This is a genomic window from Pseudomonas sp. MS19, from assembly GCF_013277615.1.
Classification (GTDB): Bacteria; Pseudomonadota; Gammaproteobacteria; order Pseudomonadales; family Pseudomonadaceae; genus Aquipseudomonas; species Aquipseudomonas marincola.
Genome location: NZ_VBTO01000018.1, coordinates 122,156 through 138,414, shown reverse-complemented (window position 1 = coordinate 138,414; position 16,259 = coordinate 122,156). Strand labels below are relative to the sequence as shown.

At 57.1% G+C, this 16,259-nt stretch carries 13 protein-coding genes; 6 read left to right on the top strand and 7 right to left on the bottom strand.

All coding sequences use genetic code 11. The features are described 5' to 3' along the window. Positions 1 to 219 precede the first annotated feature (219 nt). A complete protein-coding gene (locus FEZ62_RS19065) occupies positions 220 to 1,176 on the bottom strand; it encodes a helix-turn-helix domain-containing protein (protein WP_172929444.1) in 957 nt (318 codons plus the stop codon). A gap of 235 nt (positions 1,177 to 1,411) precedes the next feature. Between FEZ62_RS19065 and FEZ62_RS19060 the strand changes: the two genes are divergently transcribed. Then, positions 1,412 to 2,602, top strand: coding sequence for an SRPBCC family protein (locus tag FEZ62_RS19060; protein WP_172929443.1), 1,191 nt, complete (start codon positions 1,412 to 1,414; stop codon positions 2,600 to 2,602). Positions 2,603 to 2,781: 179 nt separating this feature from the next. Here FEZ62_RS19060 and FEZ62_RS19055 read toward each other — a convergent pair whose 3' ends face one another. Together FEZ62_RS19055 and FEZ62_RS19050 are read right to left on the bottom strand one after the other, a co-directional pair. Then, positions 2,782 to 4,101, bottom strand: a complete 1,320-nt coding sequence (locus tag FEZ62_RS19055) for a serine hydrolase (RefSeq protein ID WP_172929442.1) — start codon at positions 4,099 to 4,101, stop codon at positions 2,782 to 2,784. A gap of 376 nt (positions 4,102 to 4,477) precedes the next feature. Next, positions 4,478 to 6,469, bottom strand: a complete 1,992-nt coding sequence (locus tag FEZ62_RS19050) for an alkyl sulfatase dimerization domain-containing protein (protein ID WP_172929441.1) — start codon at positions 6,467 to 6,469, stop codon at positions 4,478 to 4,480. 222 nt (positions 6,470 to 6,691) lie between these two features. Between FEZ62_RS19050 and FEZ62_RS19045 the strand changes: the two genes are divergently transcribed. Next, the gene (locus FEZ62_RS19045) at positions 6,692 to 7,597 is read left to right on the top strand and encodes a LysR family transcriptional regulator (RefSeq protein WP_172929440.1); all 906 of its coding nucleotides are present in this window, start codon (positions 6,692 to 6,694) and stop codon (positions 7,595 to 7,597) included. 13 nt (positions 7,598 to 7,610) lie between these two features. Here the strand turns inward: FEZ62_RS19045 and FEZ62_RS19040 are convergent, their stop codons facing one another. From FEZ62_RS19040 to FEZ62_RS19030, 3 genes are all read right to left on the bottom strand, one after another. After that, positions 7,611 to 7,790, bottom strand: a complete 180-nt coding sequence (locus FEZ62_RS19040) for a DUF2986 domain-containing protein (protein WP_069900223.1) — start codon at positions 7,788 to 7,790, stop codon at positions 7,611 to 7,613. A gap of 140 nt (positions 7,791 to 7,930) precedes the next feature. After that, positions 7,931 to 8,728, bottom strand: a complete 798-nt coding sequence (locus tag FEZ62_RS19035; RefSeq protein ID WP_172929439.1) for an alpha/beta hydrolase — start codon at positions 8,726 to 8,728, stop codon at positions 7,931 to 7,933. 208 nt (positions 8,729 to 8,936) lie between these two features. Further along, positions 8,937 to 10,649: an amidase gene (locus FEZ62_RS19030; RefSeq protein ID WP_172929438.1), complete on the bottom strand. Its 1,713-nt coding sequence runs from the start codon at positions 10,647 to 10,649 to the stop codon at positions 8,937 to 8,939. 276 nt (positions 10,650 to 10,925) lie between these two features. On the opposite strand from FEZ62_RS19030, the gene FEZ62_RS19025 reads away from it, so the two are divergent. The 4 genes from FEZ62_RS19025 (at position 10,926) to FEZ62_RS19010 (ending at position 14,824) form a co-directional block, all read left to right on the top strand. Continuing rightward, positions 10,926 to 11,585, top strand: a complete 660-nt coding sequence (locus FEZ62_RS19025) for a glutathione S-transferase family protein (RefSeq protein ID WP_172929437.1) — start codon at positions 10,926 to 10,928, stop codon at positions 11,583 to 11,585. A gap of 132 nt (positions 11,586 to 11,717) precedes the next feature. After that, a complete protein-coding gene (locus FEZ62_RS19020) occupies positions 11,718 to 12,599 on the top strand; it encodes a DMT family transporter (RefSeq protein WP_069900227.1) in 882 nt (293 codons plus the stop codon). A gap of 121 nt (positions 12,600 to 12,720) precedes the next feature. Further along, a complete protein-coding gene (locus FEZ62_RS19015; protein ID WP_172929436.1) occupies positions 12,721 to 13,542 on the top strand; it encodes a carbon-nitrogen hydrolase family protein in 822 nt (273 codons plus the stop codon). 64 nt (positions 13,543 to 13,606) lie between these two features. After that, a complete protein-coding gene (locus FEZ62_RS19010) occupies positions 13,607 to 14,824 on the top strand; it encodes a metallophosphoesterase (RefSeq protein ID WP_172929435.1) in 1,218 nt (405 codons plus the stop codon). Here FEZ62_RS19010 and FEZ62_RS19005 read toward each other — a convergent pair. Continuing rightward, complete coding sequence (locus FEZ62_RS19005) at positions 14,821 to 16,023, bottom strand: NAD(P)/FAD-dependent oxidoreductase (protein ID WP_172929434.1); 1,203 nt, start codon at positions 16,021 to 16,023, stop codon at positions 14,821 to 14,823. The genes FEZ62_RS19010 and FEZ62_RS19005 overlap by 4 nt on opposite strands. Positions 16,024 to 16,259 lie beyond the last annotated feature (236 nt).

Below are 16,259 nucleotides of genomic sequence, written 5' to 3'. Positions count from 1 at the left end.
TAGTACGGGGCATAGAGGGTGATCCGAAAGGGTCACCCTTTTTTGTTTGGGCAAACTTTGGGAATATTTTGGGCAAACGAATGTGGCGGCCTAAAGTTTCAGGTCGGCACCAACCCTTAAATATTCCACTCCCTTCTGATCGCGGCCCGCCTGATAATGCTCGGTCATCTTCCGCTTCGCCGCTTCACTCAACAACATCTCTTTATGGCGACTCTGCCCTCACTTTGAACTCGGCAAAGACTTGCGGTATTCCCTTGGCGTTTGCGCGTAAACATGACTGAAGTTTCTGCAGAACACCGTCGAGGAGGCGAAGCCTGCCTGTTCGGCGATTCGCTGTATCTGCAGGTCAGTTGATTGCAACAGGCGGCGTGCGACCAGTAAGCGATAGCGTGTCAGGTAGCGCATGGGCGTCATGCCGGTGGCGCTGAGGAATCGCCGGGACAATGTACGTGGGGTGACATTGAACTGCTTGGCCAGTTTTTCCAGTGAGATTTCTTCAGTGAAGCCAAGGCGTATTCTGTCCCTGGCTGCATCGACCAGCGTGTCATTGCAACTGGGTTCAAGAAACACGGGGAGCGGGGCGTCTTTATCTCTGATCGTGAAGTAATGCGAGGCAAGCTCTGCTGAACGGTCGCCTAAAAATCGTTGAATCAAGAGCAGCGTAACGTCGAAAGTCGCTGGAGTGGTTGAAGTGGTGATGATTCTGTCTGCTTCGATCATCTGCATTTTCGGATTTACCCTGATGCCAGGGTAGCGCTGACGAAAAATATTTTCCGATGCCCAGTGAATCGTGGTTTCCCGGCCATTCAACAGGCCCGCTTCGGCCAGGTAAAACACCCCAGTCACCAGACCTACTACGATACTGCCTTGAGCATGTTGCTCGCTGAGCCATTGAAGAGCGGGGCGCGCGCGTTCCAGGTTGTCCATCGACAGCCCCCAGACCGATGGCAGCACGACTACATCAAAGCGCTCGTCATTCTCAGCAAAGTAGTGGGTGTCAAAGCGCAAGCCCGAAAAGCCAGTCACGGGCTGCTTGGTGCAGCGCAGGTAGCTAATGCTGAATCCCTTGAAGACGCTGTTTTGAAACAGCTTTGAATTCAACTCCATACCGTGAAAGACCTCCGTCATGCTGCTGATGGTGCTACTCCAGAACTGATCCGGAATCAGGCAGGCCACCTTGACGGCTCGCTGATGGGGTGTGCTTGTAGTGCTCAGCATGGGTTTCCCGTTTACGCGGCAAATATTGAAGATTGGTCGTGGAGACGACAGGGCTCTGCCGCTTATTTTGTCGTTAATCGTTGATTATTAGTCTCTATGAGTTGTTTTGCGGCGATTTTCTGTTGCTAGAGTAGCAGGCACGAACGCAATGATCAGTAGCGCAGAACGCAGATAAATCAGTGAGGAGTTGACGATGGATCGGCAGACGGAAATCGAATTGATCAAGCAAGCGCTAGCGCTGAAGGCTTGCGGCGAGACTCAGTACCATGAGTCAACTCACTCTCACTCAACGCAACGGTACATTTCTGCTGACTGGTTCGAGCGTGAAAATCAGGCGATCTTCCAAAACCGGCCAATAGCACTCGCGGCGGCCTGCGAACTGCCTCTGCCCGGTGACTACCTGACGCTCGACTGGGTCAATGGCGTACCTTTATTGCTGATCCGTGGCGATGACAATCGCATTCGGGTATTTGCCAATGCATGCCGTCATCGCAATGCGCGGCTGTTACCGATTGGAGACACCGGCTGCCGCAAGCGCTTGGTATGTCCTTATCACGCCTGGAGCTATTCGACCGAGGGCAGCTTGCTCGGCGCACCGGATTTCGAACGAGGGTTTGAAGGGCTCGATAAGCGCAAATTAGGCCTTGTAGAGTTCAACAGCCGGGAAATAGGCGGCATGGTCTACTTTCATCCCGATCGCGACAAGGATGTGCCGGAAAACCTGCTGGCGGATGAAATGGTTTCTGGCTTAGCCTACTTGAATCTGCAACGGCAGAAGGTCTACAAGCGTCGCAGTTATGTAATCAAGGCGAACTGGAAAGTTCTGCTCGAGGGTGGCACTGAGGCCTACCACTTCAATGTTGCGCACAAGAACACGCTAGCACCATTTTTCCTTGGCAACCTGTCGACGTGGCAAAGCTGGGGAGACATGAATTTACGTATGGTTTTGCCAAAAAAACCGATGCTCGAGGCTGCCACACTGCCAGAGTCGGCCTGGGACATAAGGGCGATGGCCAATCTGATCTATTCGCTGAGCCCAACAATCACGCTGCTGGCTCAGCCCGACAATCTGTCGTTGATTCGCATGGTTCCGTTGTCCGTTGGTGAGACCCGGATCGACGAGGTTCTGCTGGTCGAGCCGCCTGTAAAGGGCGCTGCACAATGGTCGCAGGAAGAGCTGCGAACGCATGAGACCAATTTCAATCTGGTTAACAAGGTGCTCAATGAGGACTGGGCTTTGGGAGAAACAATCCAAGCCAACATGGCCAGTGGAGTGGTCGATGAAGTGCATTTCGGCCGGTTTGAATCAGCGCTGATCTGGTTCCATAACGAATACGAAAAGATCATGGGGATAGCGGCTGACGCATTGGTTACTGAACGCTGAGTTCGCTAAACACTGTTGCAGCGCATGCAGCGCATGCAGCGCATGCAGCGGATGAGTCGTAGTAATTGCCTTGTGTGCGCCGAGAGAATGCTGCGATGGGGCGCTGACTATCACGGCCCTGTGGCGCGAGATGATTGATCAGCGGCGTTGAGCCCGCTGATCAATTATCGGCGAAGGATTTATTGCTCCTTGGTCATCAGCAAGTTGGCCAGCGCGGTGTAGGCGGGCAGTGAAGTCGGGTCGATCTGGGCGTTCGACGCCACCGGATAGGATGCAAAGCGGGCAATGACCATCTCGGCTTTTGGGTCGACATAGATGGTTTGGCCATGAATGCCGCGTGCCGTGAACACCTGGTGATCATTGTTGGCCACCCACCACATATTGCGGTAACTCCAGCCAGGCAGGGTGTTGTAGCCGGCTTTGGCAAACTTGCTCTGATCGCCCCCTTTACGAATATCAGCCACCACCGTTTCAGGGATTATCTGCTGGCCATTGAAGCGGCCATTGAGGCGCATGGCCTCGCCGAACCGGGCCATATCGCGCAAGCCGGCATTGAAACCGCCACCGGCAAAGCCAGTGCCGACCTCATCAATCATGACGTAAGCGTCCTGCTCGGCACCGAGCTTGCTCCAGATGCGCTCTTGAACCAGCTCGGGGAACGTCTTGCCCGTCGCCCGTTGTACGACCCAGGCCAGCGCATCGGAATTGACGGTTTTGTAGGCAAAGGTCTGGCCGTGCTCGCCTTCTGCTTTGAGTTTTTGCAGGTACGCATAGAGCGACGTAGCACCGCTGTAGCCCGCCGGGCGCGGAATCAGATGCCCGGCGCGGCCATATTCCCAAACGCCTGCTGTGGGATCAGCATAATCTTCGGAGTACTCAATGCTGGTGGTCATGTCCATTACTTGGCGCACGGTGGCATTGCCGTAGGCGCTGTCTTTAAGTTCCGGTACGTAGCGTGTCACCAGCGCGTTCTCGTCGAGCGTGCCCTCTGCAGCCAGCATTGCTGCTAGCGTGCCGATAAACGACTTGGTCACGGAGAAAGCAATGTGCTGCCCCTCAGGCTTAAGGGCGCCAAAGTAGCGTTCGTACACTAGCTTTCCGCGATGCAGCACGACGATGCCATCAGTGTAATTAGCGGCCAGCGACTGTTCCCACGTCATGCTGCTGTCGCTGCCTATGGGTTTGAAGCTGAGGCTGTCGATATCGTCTCGCTCAGCCCGGGGGAGTGCGCTTACCGGGCCATCGCCGCGCGATACCTGCACGGTGGGCACCACTTCACGGATATGCGAGAACGACCAGCGCGTGAACGGAAAGCGCAGAAAGTTGGAGAAATTCACGACTTTATCTGCAGCAGGCGGAATCCCCTGCATCAAGCCCATCAGGTGTGGGTCACTGGCTTTTGCATCCAGCGGTGCCGCTGCGGGAGCGGCAGTTACACTTTGATTCACCAGCAATCCCCCCATTAGCGCCAACAGCAACGTATTGCGTTTAAAACTCATACAGGCTTCCCTTTGGCAGTTTTAATTCGGCGCTCTAGCGATCGCTGCGGGCGAGTTGAGCCCCTGATTCACCTGTGTAGCTCAGATGTGATGTACGCAACTTCGCGTCCCACTGCGAGCACTTTGTTTCAGCGCCTGTTTGAACAGTCTTATTGTGATCTGGAGAAACTCAACATCATCCAATCGTTCTCGCTTCCGGCGATTTCAGTCTTTCAGGCTGAGCCTGTGCATGCTAGCAATGTCAGTTAAGTGATTGTCTTCATATGGCCAGGCGTTATGGGCCGGTATGACTGAGTGCGATGGGTGCTTGCGCTAAACCTATCTCGGCGTGCATGCAGGTACAGCAACATGCACGCTGAGATTCAGCCACCAGCCGCTACTGATTGGCGGTGACGATAGGGAAGGCCGGTGCCGGTTTGTCCATCAGTGAAAAGAAGCGCGCAAGGTCGAGTACGCTGCCATCAACGTGCATGTCATCAGAGGTCAGCAGTTCCTTGATCCCGGCTTGTTTGGTGATGATTTTCACCAGCAGCGGACGGGTCAGGGTCAGCGTCACGCTGGCGTCAGGATCGGCCGGCGCTTTGCGGGCCTGGAGCACAGCGTTTTCGATGTTAAGCACATAGTTTTCCTGCAGGTCGCTGAAGGTAATGTTTACGCGCAGATCGACGCCGTCGGCTTTGGGGCCGTTGAGGGCAACCTGGAACATCTGCATAAATTGCGCGCCGCTGGTTTGCTCAAGCAAGTCACTGGCCGCTGCAACATCAATTCCGTGTTCCGGTGCGCCGTGGCGCAATTCGTATGCGGCCGAGAGGTAGGCATTGCGCCAGGCCGTTGATTCGGCTCGATAGCCCAGTTGGTCATAGCTGCGCGCCAACAGGGCTTTAGCTTCGGCGTTGTCAGGTTCGGCAGACACCAACTGGTTGAGCACTTCGGCCAACCAGCGGTATTCGCCGTTGTCGAATGAAGCCTGCGCCTTGGCCATAATCGCGGCGCTACCGCCCATGTACTCAACGTAATGTTTAGCGCCCTCAATGCGTGGCAGTGGATCGAGGTTAGCCGGGTTGGCGTCGTACCAGCCAAAGTACATTTGGTACACCGCTTTGACGTTGTGCTTGAGCGTGCCGTAGTAGCCACGGTTCCAGTAGTGGCTCTGCAACGACTTGGGCAGCGTCAGTTGTTCGGCAATTTCACGCGGGCCATAACCCTGATTGGCCAAGCGCAGGGTTTGGTCGTGGATATAGCTGTAGGTGTCGCGCTGTTCGCGCATTAACGCCTCAATGCGTGCCTTGCCCCAGACCGGCCAATGGTGACTGAAAAACATCACTTCGGCTTGCTGATTGTCGCTGAGGCTGGCGTCGATATAGTCGGCCCAACGTCTGGCATCACGCACTTTGGCGCCGCGCAAGGTATACAGATTGTGCTGGGTGCGACTGAGAATTTCCGCCCCGCAAAAGGCTTTTTGCGCCGGCAGATAGAATGTCATCTCTGCGGGTGCTTCAGCGCCTGGCGTGTAGTGAAAAACGAAGTCGACCCCGTCGATTGCCACGTCCTGAGTCTCGCTGTCGATCAGGTCGGTTGGCTGGAGAATGCCCACCGTGCCCATAGCCGGTTCCTTGCCCAGTCCGTTGTCGACCTTGCCACGCTCACTGCGCGGCAAATCGCGGCCATACATGTAAATGGCGCGCCGGCCCATCGCCGGGCCTGCCAACACGTTCTCGCTGGTGGCTTCCTCCATGAATCCTTTGGGTGCATACACCCGAATCTTGCCGCTGGCGACGTCATCTGGATCAGCGACGGCGAGTGCGCCGCCGAAGTGATCAACATGGCTGTGAGTGAAAATCACCGCTACCACGGGTTTGTCGCCCAGGTTCTTGCGGGCAAAGGCCATCGCACGGTTGGCCGTTTCGACGGTGGTGAGCGGGTCGACCACGATCCAGCCGTTCTTGCTTTCGATCAGGCTCATCACGGCGAGGTCGTAGCCGCGTAATTGATACACGCCGTCGGTAACCTTGTATAAACCGTGATGGTTATTCAGCTGAGCCTGACGCCAGAGGCTGGGGTTGACGCTGCCGGGCGCAGCGCCCTGAATAAAACCATAGCCATCCTGATCGAACACGACATGGCCGTCGGCTCCGGTAATGCTGAGTGAGTCTTCTCTGGCGATCAGGCCACGCGCGGATTCCTCAAAGTCGAGCCCGTCATCCGCAGGCAAGCTTTTGCCAGTCTCGGCCTGTACGGCCAGCGTCGCGCTAGTGGGGGCACTGAAACCGGCCGCATCGGAATCGGCATCGGCAGTACGTGGGGCTTGCTGATCACAGGCGGCCAGCAATGAAACACACAACAGCGGCAAAACAAACGGCACTCGCATGATGATTTCCTGAACCTACTCTTATTGTTTTTTATCCGGTCGCACCGGTTTTTTGCACATGGCTGCCTGCGTGTAGGCGCCTGCGTGAGTAATCATGGCGTTTAGGCTTCGCCGTTTCAGGGCTGGCCAGAATAGTTGGCATGAATACGCCTGCAGTTATGCCAATCCTTGTAATATCAATCAAATGCATTAAATGTATGGTTGCAATGCGAGGGGTGCATATTGGATTTACGTCAGCTGGGCCACTTGATTGCACTGAGCGATCACCGCAACTTTGTCCGGGCAGCGGCGGCTGTCAATCTCAGCCAGCCAGCACTGAGTCGAAGTATCCAGACGCTGGAACGCGACCTCGGCTGCACGCTGATTGAACGCAGCAGCCGTGAATTTCGCCTGACTGTGCAAGGCCAGTTAGTGCTGACGCACGCGCGGCGTCTGCTGGCGGGGAGTCAGGCGCTGCATAACGAGCTGCAGCAGTTCAACGGGCTCAAGCATGGCGAGCTGCACTTCGGCAGCGGCCCGTATCCGGCGCAGTTGCTCGTACCCGAAGCAGTGGCGCAGTTCATCAATGCCTATCCGGCGATTCGCCTGCGCTTGCAGCAGGCAGACTGGCAGCATCTGGGGACATTGCTCAAAGAGCAACAAATCGAGTTTCTGGTGGCTGATTCGCGCGATTTCATGAGTGATCCAACGTTTCAGGTGCAACTGTTGAGGCCCCGCAGAGGCTGGTTCTTTTGCCGTCGGGAGCATCCACTGGCTTCGCGCAAGAAGCTCAAACCCAGCGACTTACTCGACTTCCCGCTGGCCGCTACGCCCATGCCCGCACGCATCGGCAAACTGCTTGCCGGCCTGCAGGGGGTTGAAGAGTTTTCCGTTAGTGTGGAGTGCGCTCAGTTCGATACCGTTTGCCGTGTGGTTACACGTTCAAACGCTATCGGTATCGCGACCATGGAAGCATTGGGCGAGCTTGAGGCACAAGGTGTGATCAGCCTGCTGGATTTCGCTGACATAGACGCCAACGATTCCGGGCTGCATGTGCATTATGGCGTGGTCAGCCGGGCGGGTTACCCGTTAACACCAGCGGCGCAGGCGATGGTCGATGCCTTGGTGGAAGTCGACAACCGCCTGTAGATCGGCCGGAAACTCAGCTCTCGGGGGTAGCTGTCGCGGGAGTCGCAGCGTCCAACGCCTGGGCAGCTTCGGCAGCCATTTTTAGCCGGTCAGCCTTACAGATGTAGGTAGACTTTTTACGTGGCGCCTTCTTGGCATTGGCCTTTTTGGCGTGTGCCTCGAGTAATTGCTTAATTTTTTTACGGCGATTCATGGTGTCTGCTGTGCGTGTGGTGGCTGAAAGGAAGCGGCCCGATTATTAGAGCAGATTCCTCTGCAAGTCGGGCCGGTATTTGCCTCACGGTTTCGCAGGTGTGGGCCGCCACTTTCCGTTTCGCGGCGCTACAGCAAGGGTTAATCACGACGTGCCGCTAACCTGCGCAAAAAGCCCAGCATTGCCGGATTGACTGCCTCCGGATGGCTCAGGTTGGCGGCATGGGCGGCGCCGTCGACCAGTACCAATGGTTCGCTGTTCTTTAGCCCACGGCACAGTGCATGGGCCAGTTCCGGAGCAATGGCGCTGTCTTCACTGCCATGTATGACCAATGCGGGCGCGCTGATTTCAGCGAGTCGGTCGCTGATGTCTTCGCGTTGCAGCAAACAAGTGCTGGGGCCGACAAGTTGCTGCGAATCCATCGCCTGCCACTTGGCAATCCACTTGGCGTTTTCGCTGGGGTCAGCAATGATCAGATTGGCAATATAGTCGGCCACTTCATCACTCAGGCCATTCTCGATCCATGCCTGCATCAATTGTTTGTGGCCTTCAACCAGCTCGGCCGGCTCCGGCCCTGCCTGAGTGTCAATCAGCACCAGACCCAGCACCCGTTCCGGTGCCAGCAGCGCGGCACGCAGGGATAAGAAGCCACCTTGCGACATGCCGCCGAAGACGGCGTGTTGAATATCAAGATGGTCGAGCAGGGCGAGGCAATCGCGGGCAGAGTCCCAATAGGTGAAAGGTTCTCCATCGTAGCGGGTCTGGCCGAAGCCGCGCTCATCCCAGGTGATCACACGAAACTCGGGGCTCAAGGCGGCAACCTGATGAGCAAACATCTGCTCGTCCATCAAAAAGCCGTGACTGAGAATGATCGGCAGGCCGTCGCCACCATGATCAGTGAAGTGGATGTCCTGCTGATTTATCGAGGCGAATGGCATGCGCTGTTCCTACGGTTAAGTTGGCAGTGTGCAATGCCACTGTAGTCAGCGTATCTGGCAGCCAAAAGGATTGTGTACGGTTGATATGACGTGCCATAGGCAGCGCTGATCGGGACGTTTACACAACGCGGATTGACGCCACTATCGTAACTGAGCAGCTAATAAAAAAGGCCTGACACCGATGCGGTGCCGGGCCTTTTGCGTACGCTTATGCCTGCTTCAGTGGCGGCGTGCGGGGCGGGATTTTGCGTTTGTTGCCGGTGGACTCGAAAGCCGCGGCAAAGCGCAGCAGTGCTGAGTCGTCGTATGCGCGGCCGGCGAATGTCAGGCCGACGGGCATGCCGATGTCCTGCATGATGCCCATCGGCACGGTGACCGTTGGCACGCCTTGATGGCGAATGGCGAGGTTGCCATTGGCGACCCATACACCATTGCTCCAGGCGATATCAGCGGACTGCGGATTAACATCGGCATCGGCCGGGCCAACATCGGCTACGGTCGGGAACAACACAGCGTCGAGCTTTTGGGTGTCCATCCACTGCTCGAGATCGACGCGGCGAATTTCTTCCAGCCCGCGCAAGCCGTCGGGCAGAGTCGGGATCTGATCCCATGGCGTCAGGCCGCGCTTGGCCATGTTGACGTATTCATCCATGCCCGCGGCCAGATCGCCTTCACGGTTGGGCAGGGTGCCGGGATCGTGCGGGAAAATCTTTGGCCCGTCGACGTCAGCCAGGCGATTGAGTTTTGGGTCGCCGTTGGCTTGCAGGAAGTCATCAAACGCCCAGCCCGACAAGTCCCATAATTCGTGGTGCAAAAATTCCTTTGAGACCAGTCCGCGCGTGACCACGGTAGGTGCGCCGGGTCGATCCCCTTCGCAGTTGGATACGAGCGGAAAGTCCACCTCAATCACTTCGGCGCCCGCGGCCTCGAGGGCTTTACGCGCTTGCTGCCAAAGCTCGATAACCGTGTCGCGGGTGTTGATGCGCTGGCCGGTAGGGCCGCCAATGCCCGGCGCTTCGCTGGTGCCGGCTTCGGGATCGGCGTTGATGAACATGCGCGGCACGCCAAAGCGCTTGCCGGCAAGGACTTCGCTGCCCGCTGCAAGTTTAAGATAGGACTCGGGGCGAACTTCACTGGCTTTAGGAATCGGCACCCACGGCTGCATGCGCCACAGGTCGCCGCGGGTATCCGGATCATCGGCTACGACGATGTCGAGCACTTCGAGCAAATCGGCCATGGTCCGTGCGTAAGGCACGACGACATCCATGGTCGGTGTTAGCGGCCAGTTGCCACGCACTGAGATAACCCCGCGTGACGGGGTGTAAGCGCACAAGCCGTTGTTGGAAGCAGGGCCGCGTCCACTCGACCAGGTCTCTTCTGCCAGGCCAAACGCAGCGAAGCTTGCCGCCGTGGCGGTGCCGGCGCCGTTGGATGAGCCGGATGCGAAGGGCGCAGTCAGGTAGTCGGCGTTGTACGGGCTTTCGGCACGGCCATACACGCCGCGCTGCATACCGCCATTGGCCATCGGCGGCATGTTGGTTTTACCCAGGCAAATCGCACCCGCGCCGCGCAGGCGTTCAACGGTGAATGCATCGCGGTGAGCCACCAGATCAGCAAACGCCGGGCTGCCGGAAGCAGCAGTGAGGCCTTTGACCAGATAGCTGTCTTTGGCGGTGTAGGGGATTCCGTCAAGCGGGCCGAGGGTCTCGCCTCGGGCGCGACGGGCATCGGAGGCTTGCGCCTCGCTCAGCGCATCCGGGTTACGCACCACGACGGCATTCAGTGCGGTGGCGGTGTCTGGCGTGTCGTAGGCATCGATGCGATTAAGGTAGGCCTGTACCAGTTCGACAGCGGTGGTTTTACCGGATTCGAGGGCTGCACGAAGTTCGGCAATGGACACTTCGGTAACTTCAATACTCATTTGTGTTCTCGTTTTATTGCTTTGTATGGCGAGGCCCGGGCTGATCTGAATTGGCCTGCGCGCCTGTAACGCTATTAAACACCATGCGGGCGTCAGAGTAATCGGCCAATGCGACCTGCAGTTAAACCTTGAGGTTAATCAGGCGAGCTTGTCGGCTAAACGGCGCAGGCTAGACTCAATTAGCCTCATGGGAAAGGTGATCACGACGCTGGGTCTTTGACGCGAGTGAAAGCCTTAATTGCTGGATTTAGTCTTCTCAATAATGGGCGGTGGTGTATGTCACTGGTTCTGTTTGGTCATCCCTTTTCGTCCTACACGCAAAAAGCCTTGATCGCGCTGTATGAGAACAACATTGGGTTCGAGTTCCGCTGTGTAGGCCCCGATAAACCGGAGTTCACTGCCGAATGGCTGCGGTTGTGGACGCTGCGCAAATTCCCGGTGTTGCTTGATGGCCAGCGTAGCGTCAGCGAGACCAGCATCATCATCGAATACCTGCAAATTGCCCACCCGGGACCGGTGCAGTTGATTCCGCAAGAGCCTCTGGCGGCACTGGATGTACGCTTTCTCGACCGGTTCTTCGACTTGCATGTCATGAGCCAGATGCAACTGGCGGTCGACGGGGCGCTGAGCGGCGATGCGCAAAAGCGCAAGGAGGGCATGGCGGCTGCGGTGGACAAGCTGGAGCTGGCTTACGCGTGGTTGGAAGGGGCACTGCAAGGCAGGCAGTGGGCGGCGGGTGATGACTTTACCCTGGCCGATTGCGCCGCTGCACCGTCGCTATTTTATGCCGACTGGACCTATCCGACCGCCGCGAAGTACCCCGTATTGCGCGCCTATCGTTCGCGGCTGCTGGCTCGGCCATCATTTGCCCGTGCGGTTGATGAGGCGCGACCGTTCAGGCAGTTGTTCCCACTGGGCGCGCCTGATCGGGACTGATGTACGGCTATTCATTTTTGCGCAATAAATTCGCCAGAGGGTATTGGTCGGGCATGGCGGCTATCCTATAGTTAGCAGACTATTTATTGCCTCCCTAGCAGATTTGCTTCTGCGACTTTTATCGAGACGTTAATGACTGCCAGCAGGGCCGCGCTTTCTAATCCAAGCCAACCGTTTAAAGGGATTTTACTGATCCTGCTGGCCACATTTTTGTTCGCCAGCCACGACGCGTTATCGAAATATCTTTCCGGCTTTTATCCGGTGGTGATGGTGGTTTGGGCGCGCTATGTGGTGCACACCCTGTTGATGGCCGGAATCTTCCTGCCCCAGTCTGGTTTGCGTGTATTACGCAGTAATCGCCCCGGCTTGCAGGCGTTGCGTGCGGGTTGCTTGTTGGGCACCAGCTTTTTCTTTACCAGCAGCCTGCTGTTTATTCCCCTGGCTGAAGCCACCGCCGTTAACTTTCTGGCACCGCTGCTGGTGACTGCACTGTCGGTGCCGCTGCTGGGTGAGTCAGTCAGTCGGCGGCAGTGGATCGCGGTTTTGGTCGGTTTTGTCGGGGTGCTGATTATCGTGCACCCGGGCGGCGAGCTGTTTAAGCCAGCCATCCTGCTGCCGTTCTGTTCGGCGATGTGTTTCAGTTGCTACCAGATCCTCACGCGCATCCTCAGCAAATACGATTCCCCGACCACCAGCAACTTCTTTGCTGGCCTGTTCAATACCTTGCTGGTGAGTTCGATCGTGCCGTTCTTCTGGCAGGTTCCCAGCCTGACCCACGGCTTGTTGATGCTGGCCTTGGGCACCTGCGGGATGACGGCGCATCTGTTCCTGACACAGGCGTTTCGCAGCGCGCCACCGGCTTTGCTGGCGCCGTTCGGCTACTGTCAGATCGTTTTCGCCGGTTTGCTCGGTTTCGTGGTGTTTGCACACACGCCAGACCTCAGCACCTTGATCGGGATTGTGGTGATTTGTCTGAGTGGTCTGGCAGCGGCTTGGGAGCAGGGTCGACGCTAGGGCAACAGCACAGGCCTGAAATTTTGCGCGCGATTCGTTGCACAGCTGGCTGGTGATTTGCCCTGCAGATGCGCCATGCTGCAAGGAACGACTCACATCAACAGGCTTTGAAGGTAATGGAATGAAGGTCGAACTTGCGCAACTCGCGGGCCGAGACGGCGACACCGCAGTCAATCTGCAGCGTGCTCTTGAGGTGATCGCCACATGCAGCGCCGACACCCAACTCATCGTCTTCCCGGAAACCTATCTGATGGGTTTTCCTTCTGCTAGCAGTGTCGGGACCGTTTCCGAGCCGCTCGACGGTCCGGCAATGAGCGCCGTGCAACAGGCCGTTCGCGAGCGCGGGGTCGCCGTGGTGATTGGCCTGGCTGAGGCCGACGCCGGGCGTTTCTACAACACCGTCGTGCTGATGACGCCTGAAGGCGTGGCGTTGCGTTATCGCAAAACCCATATGTGGGCGACGGACGTGGGTGTTTTCAGTCCGGGTGATCGCTTCGCAACCTGCGAATGGCAGGGCGTGAGGATTGGCCTGTTGATCTGCTACGACATTGAATTTCCCGAGTCCGCCCGCGCGCTCGGCCAGCTTGGCGCAGATTTGTTGATTGTCTGCGATGGCAATATGGACCCTTATGGGCCGGTGCACCGCACTGCAATCATGGCCCGCGCGCAGGAGAACCAGGCATTCGCGGTGATGGTCAATCGAGTTGGCACGGGCGCTGGCGGGCTGGTATTTGCCGGGGGCAGTTCCTGCGTCAGCCCGTTCGGCACTATGCTCTGCGAAGCGGGGCGTGATGAGTGTCGGCTGACGGTGGATATTGATATGAGTCAGCGGTTGGAGGCGCTGCGCGACTATCGCTATCTCGATGCGCGGCGGCTACAGCTGCCCGGTGAAATCGTTGAACATGCCAGTGGCCTGCGCGAGCTAATCATTCCCGCCCGGTAAACAGTGCTTGGCTATCGCGCAGTCCAGGACCCAATGTTGAGTTGCGTCGTTTCAAGGTAAATCAATGACCACAACAACAGAGTCACCCGGCGAAGTGTCACGAGCAGCCAAGGCTGCGCCGGTTTCGCGTAAACGTCCTCCAGTTATCAGCGTTGTTGTGGTCTTCAGCATTGTCGGCCTGCTACATGCGTATATGGGCTGGCGATTGATTCCGGGTTTGCAATTGAGCCTTGCCTGCAATGCAGCGCTGATTGTGCTGCTTGCGCTCTCAACCTTGCTGATTCCATTGTCTTTGCTGGTGCCATTTCTGGCCGGCAAACTCTCCAAACGCACCGCTTCGGTTTTGGCCTGGGCCGGGCTGCTGGCGATGGGGTGCTTCTCGTCCATGCTGATTCTGACGCTGCTGCGCGATGCGCTGTTGCTGAGTCTGTGGTGGTTTGTGGGTGTTGATACTTACCTATGGCTATTTCACACCACCGCCGTGTTGGTGGTTGGGGTAAGTCTGCTGCTCACGCTGGTGGGTTATTACAATGCGCGGCGCACACCGCGCACGGTTCATGTGCAGATACCAATCAGCAATCTGCCGCCCGCGTTGGTCGGTTTTCGCATCGCGCAGATCAGTGATATTCACGTTGGCCCAACCATCAAGCGCGAGTTTTTGCAGCGCATCATCGACCGCGTCAACTCCCTCGATGCGCATGTCGTGGCGATTACCGGCGATCTGGTCGATGGCTCTGTAACCGAGTTGGCCGAACATACCGAAGGACTCAGGGATTTGCGCTCGGTCTATGGCAGTTATTTTGTGACCGGCAACCACGAATATTATTCCGGTGCGGATGCCTGGATTGCTGAGCTGCGCCGTTTGGGTGTGAACGTTCTGCACAATCAGCACTGTGTCATCCAACACGACAATTCGCGGCTGTTGTTGGCGGGTGTCAGCGACTATTCAGGGCATCACTTCGGCGAGCATCATCGCAGTGACCCGCACGCTGCACTGATTGGTGCGCCTGTGCATTTGCCGAAAGTCTTGCTGGCCCATCAACCGCGCTCGGCCGTTGCCGCACAGAAGGCTGGCTTCGACTTGCAGCTCTCCGGTCATACCCATGGCGGCCAGTTCTTACCTTGGAACTGGTTTGTGCCGCTGCAACAACCCTTTACCGCCGGCCTCAACAAGCTCGGCAATTTATGGGTGTATACCAGTCGCGGCACAGGTTATTGGGGGCCGCCGAAACGCTTGGGCGCTCCGGCGGAAATCACCCTGATTAGCCTGGTGGCGGCTTAAGCCACAACCGGGATGAGCGGGTCGGCGGCAGCCAGCGCTTCAGCACGGTTGGCAACAGGCGGATAGATCCACTCGCTGTTGATGGTTTTCTTCAGGCTTTTTGCCTCATCCTTTACCAGCTTCACTTCACGCTCCCAGCCTTCGGTGTAAACCGCGCCCCACGCGCCAAGGTCGAGGCAGGTGACGTACTTGGGCTGGCTATACGTTACCGAGGCGATGCCGAGCAGGCTTGCTGCGGCATTGTTGCCAGCATGACGGCCCAGCGAAATAGCATGTTGGCAGGTCATCAGCGCGTAATTACCGGCCTCATCGACCGGCGCGTACGCCACATCGCCCGTCGCAAAGATTTCGTTGTGGCCAATCACTTGCAAGTCCCGCTCAACATGCAGGCGGCCGTTACGGTCTTGCTCAGCCGGAATTTGCGCGGTGAGCGAGCTGGCTTTAACGCCGGCAGTCCAGACCACCGTATTGGCTTCTATGCGCTGGCCATCCGTGAGGGTGACACCGTCTTCATCAATCGCTGCGACACTGTTGTTCAAGCGCCACTCAACACCAAGCTCGGCAGAAGCTTCGGCGATCAGATGACGTGGCCCATCGCCCATTGCGCCGCCAATCTCGTTGCCACGATCAACCACCACCACATTCACTGGTGTGTCGTTGCCGAGCGCCTCACGCAGCATGGCCGGCAATTCGGCCGCCGTTTCGATGCCGGTGAATCCGCCGCCTGCGATTACCACAGTATTGCGCGCCGGTGTAGCGGGGCGCTCGGCCAGTGATTTGATGTGCGCTTGCAGAGCGCTGGCATGCTCGATTTCGTCGACATCAAAGGCGTGTTCGATACCGGGCAAGTTGGGGCGCGCGACCTTGCTGCCGGTCGCCAGAATCAGCCGGTCATAAGCTTGTGACTTAACCTCGCCGGCTTCATCGACATAGTTCACTTGCCTGGCGTCGCGGTCTATCTGTTGCGCCACGCCTTTGATGAACTTGACCCCGACCGCAGAAAACAATTCATCCAGCGGCGCCATCATCGTGTGCACCTGCGGCTCGTAGAAACGCGGGCGGATTCGCAATTCTGGCTGGGGCGAAAGCACCACGACATCAATGTTTGTCTTGCCGTGAATATCCAGCAGTCGAGCGGCGCTCAGCGCGCTCCACATTCCGGAAAAACCAGTGCCGACCACGAGAATTGTCTGTTGCATGTCATGTTCCTTTTGCAGAAAAAATTGGGCTGTCGCCAAGTAATAAACCCGATGCATATGGGTGGTAATGCTGATAGGCCAACGCGTGCTGTGCTGCCAATAACTACGACTATATCGGTCGTAGTTATTTCATGTAAATATTTTGCAGATGAGCGGTATGAGGATTTTTCTGGCTATTTCGTCAGTTTTTATGCGGTTTTGTTGCAGATATAAGGTTGTGGATTGATAATAGTACG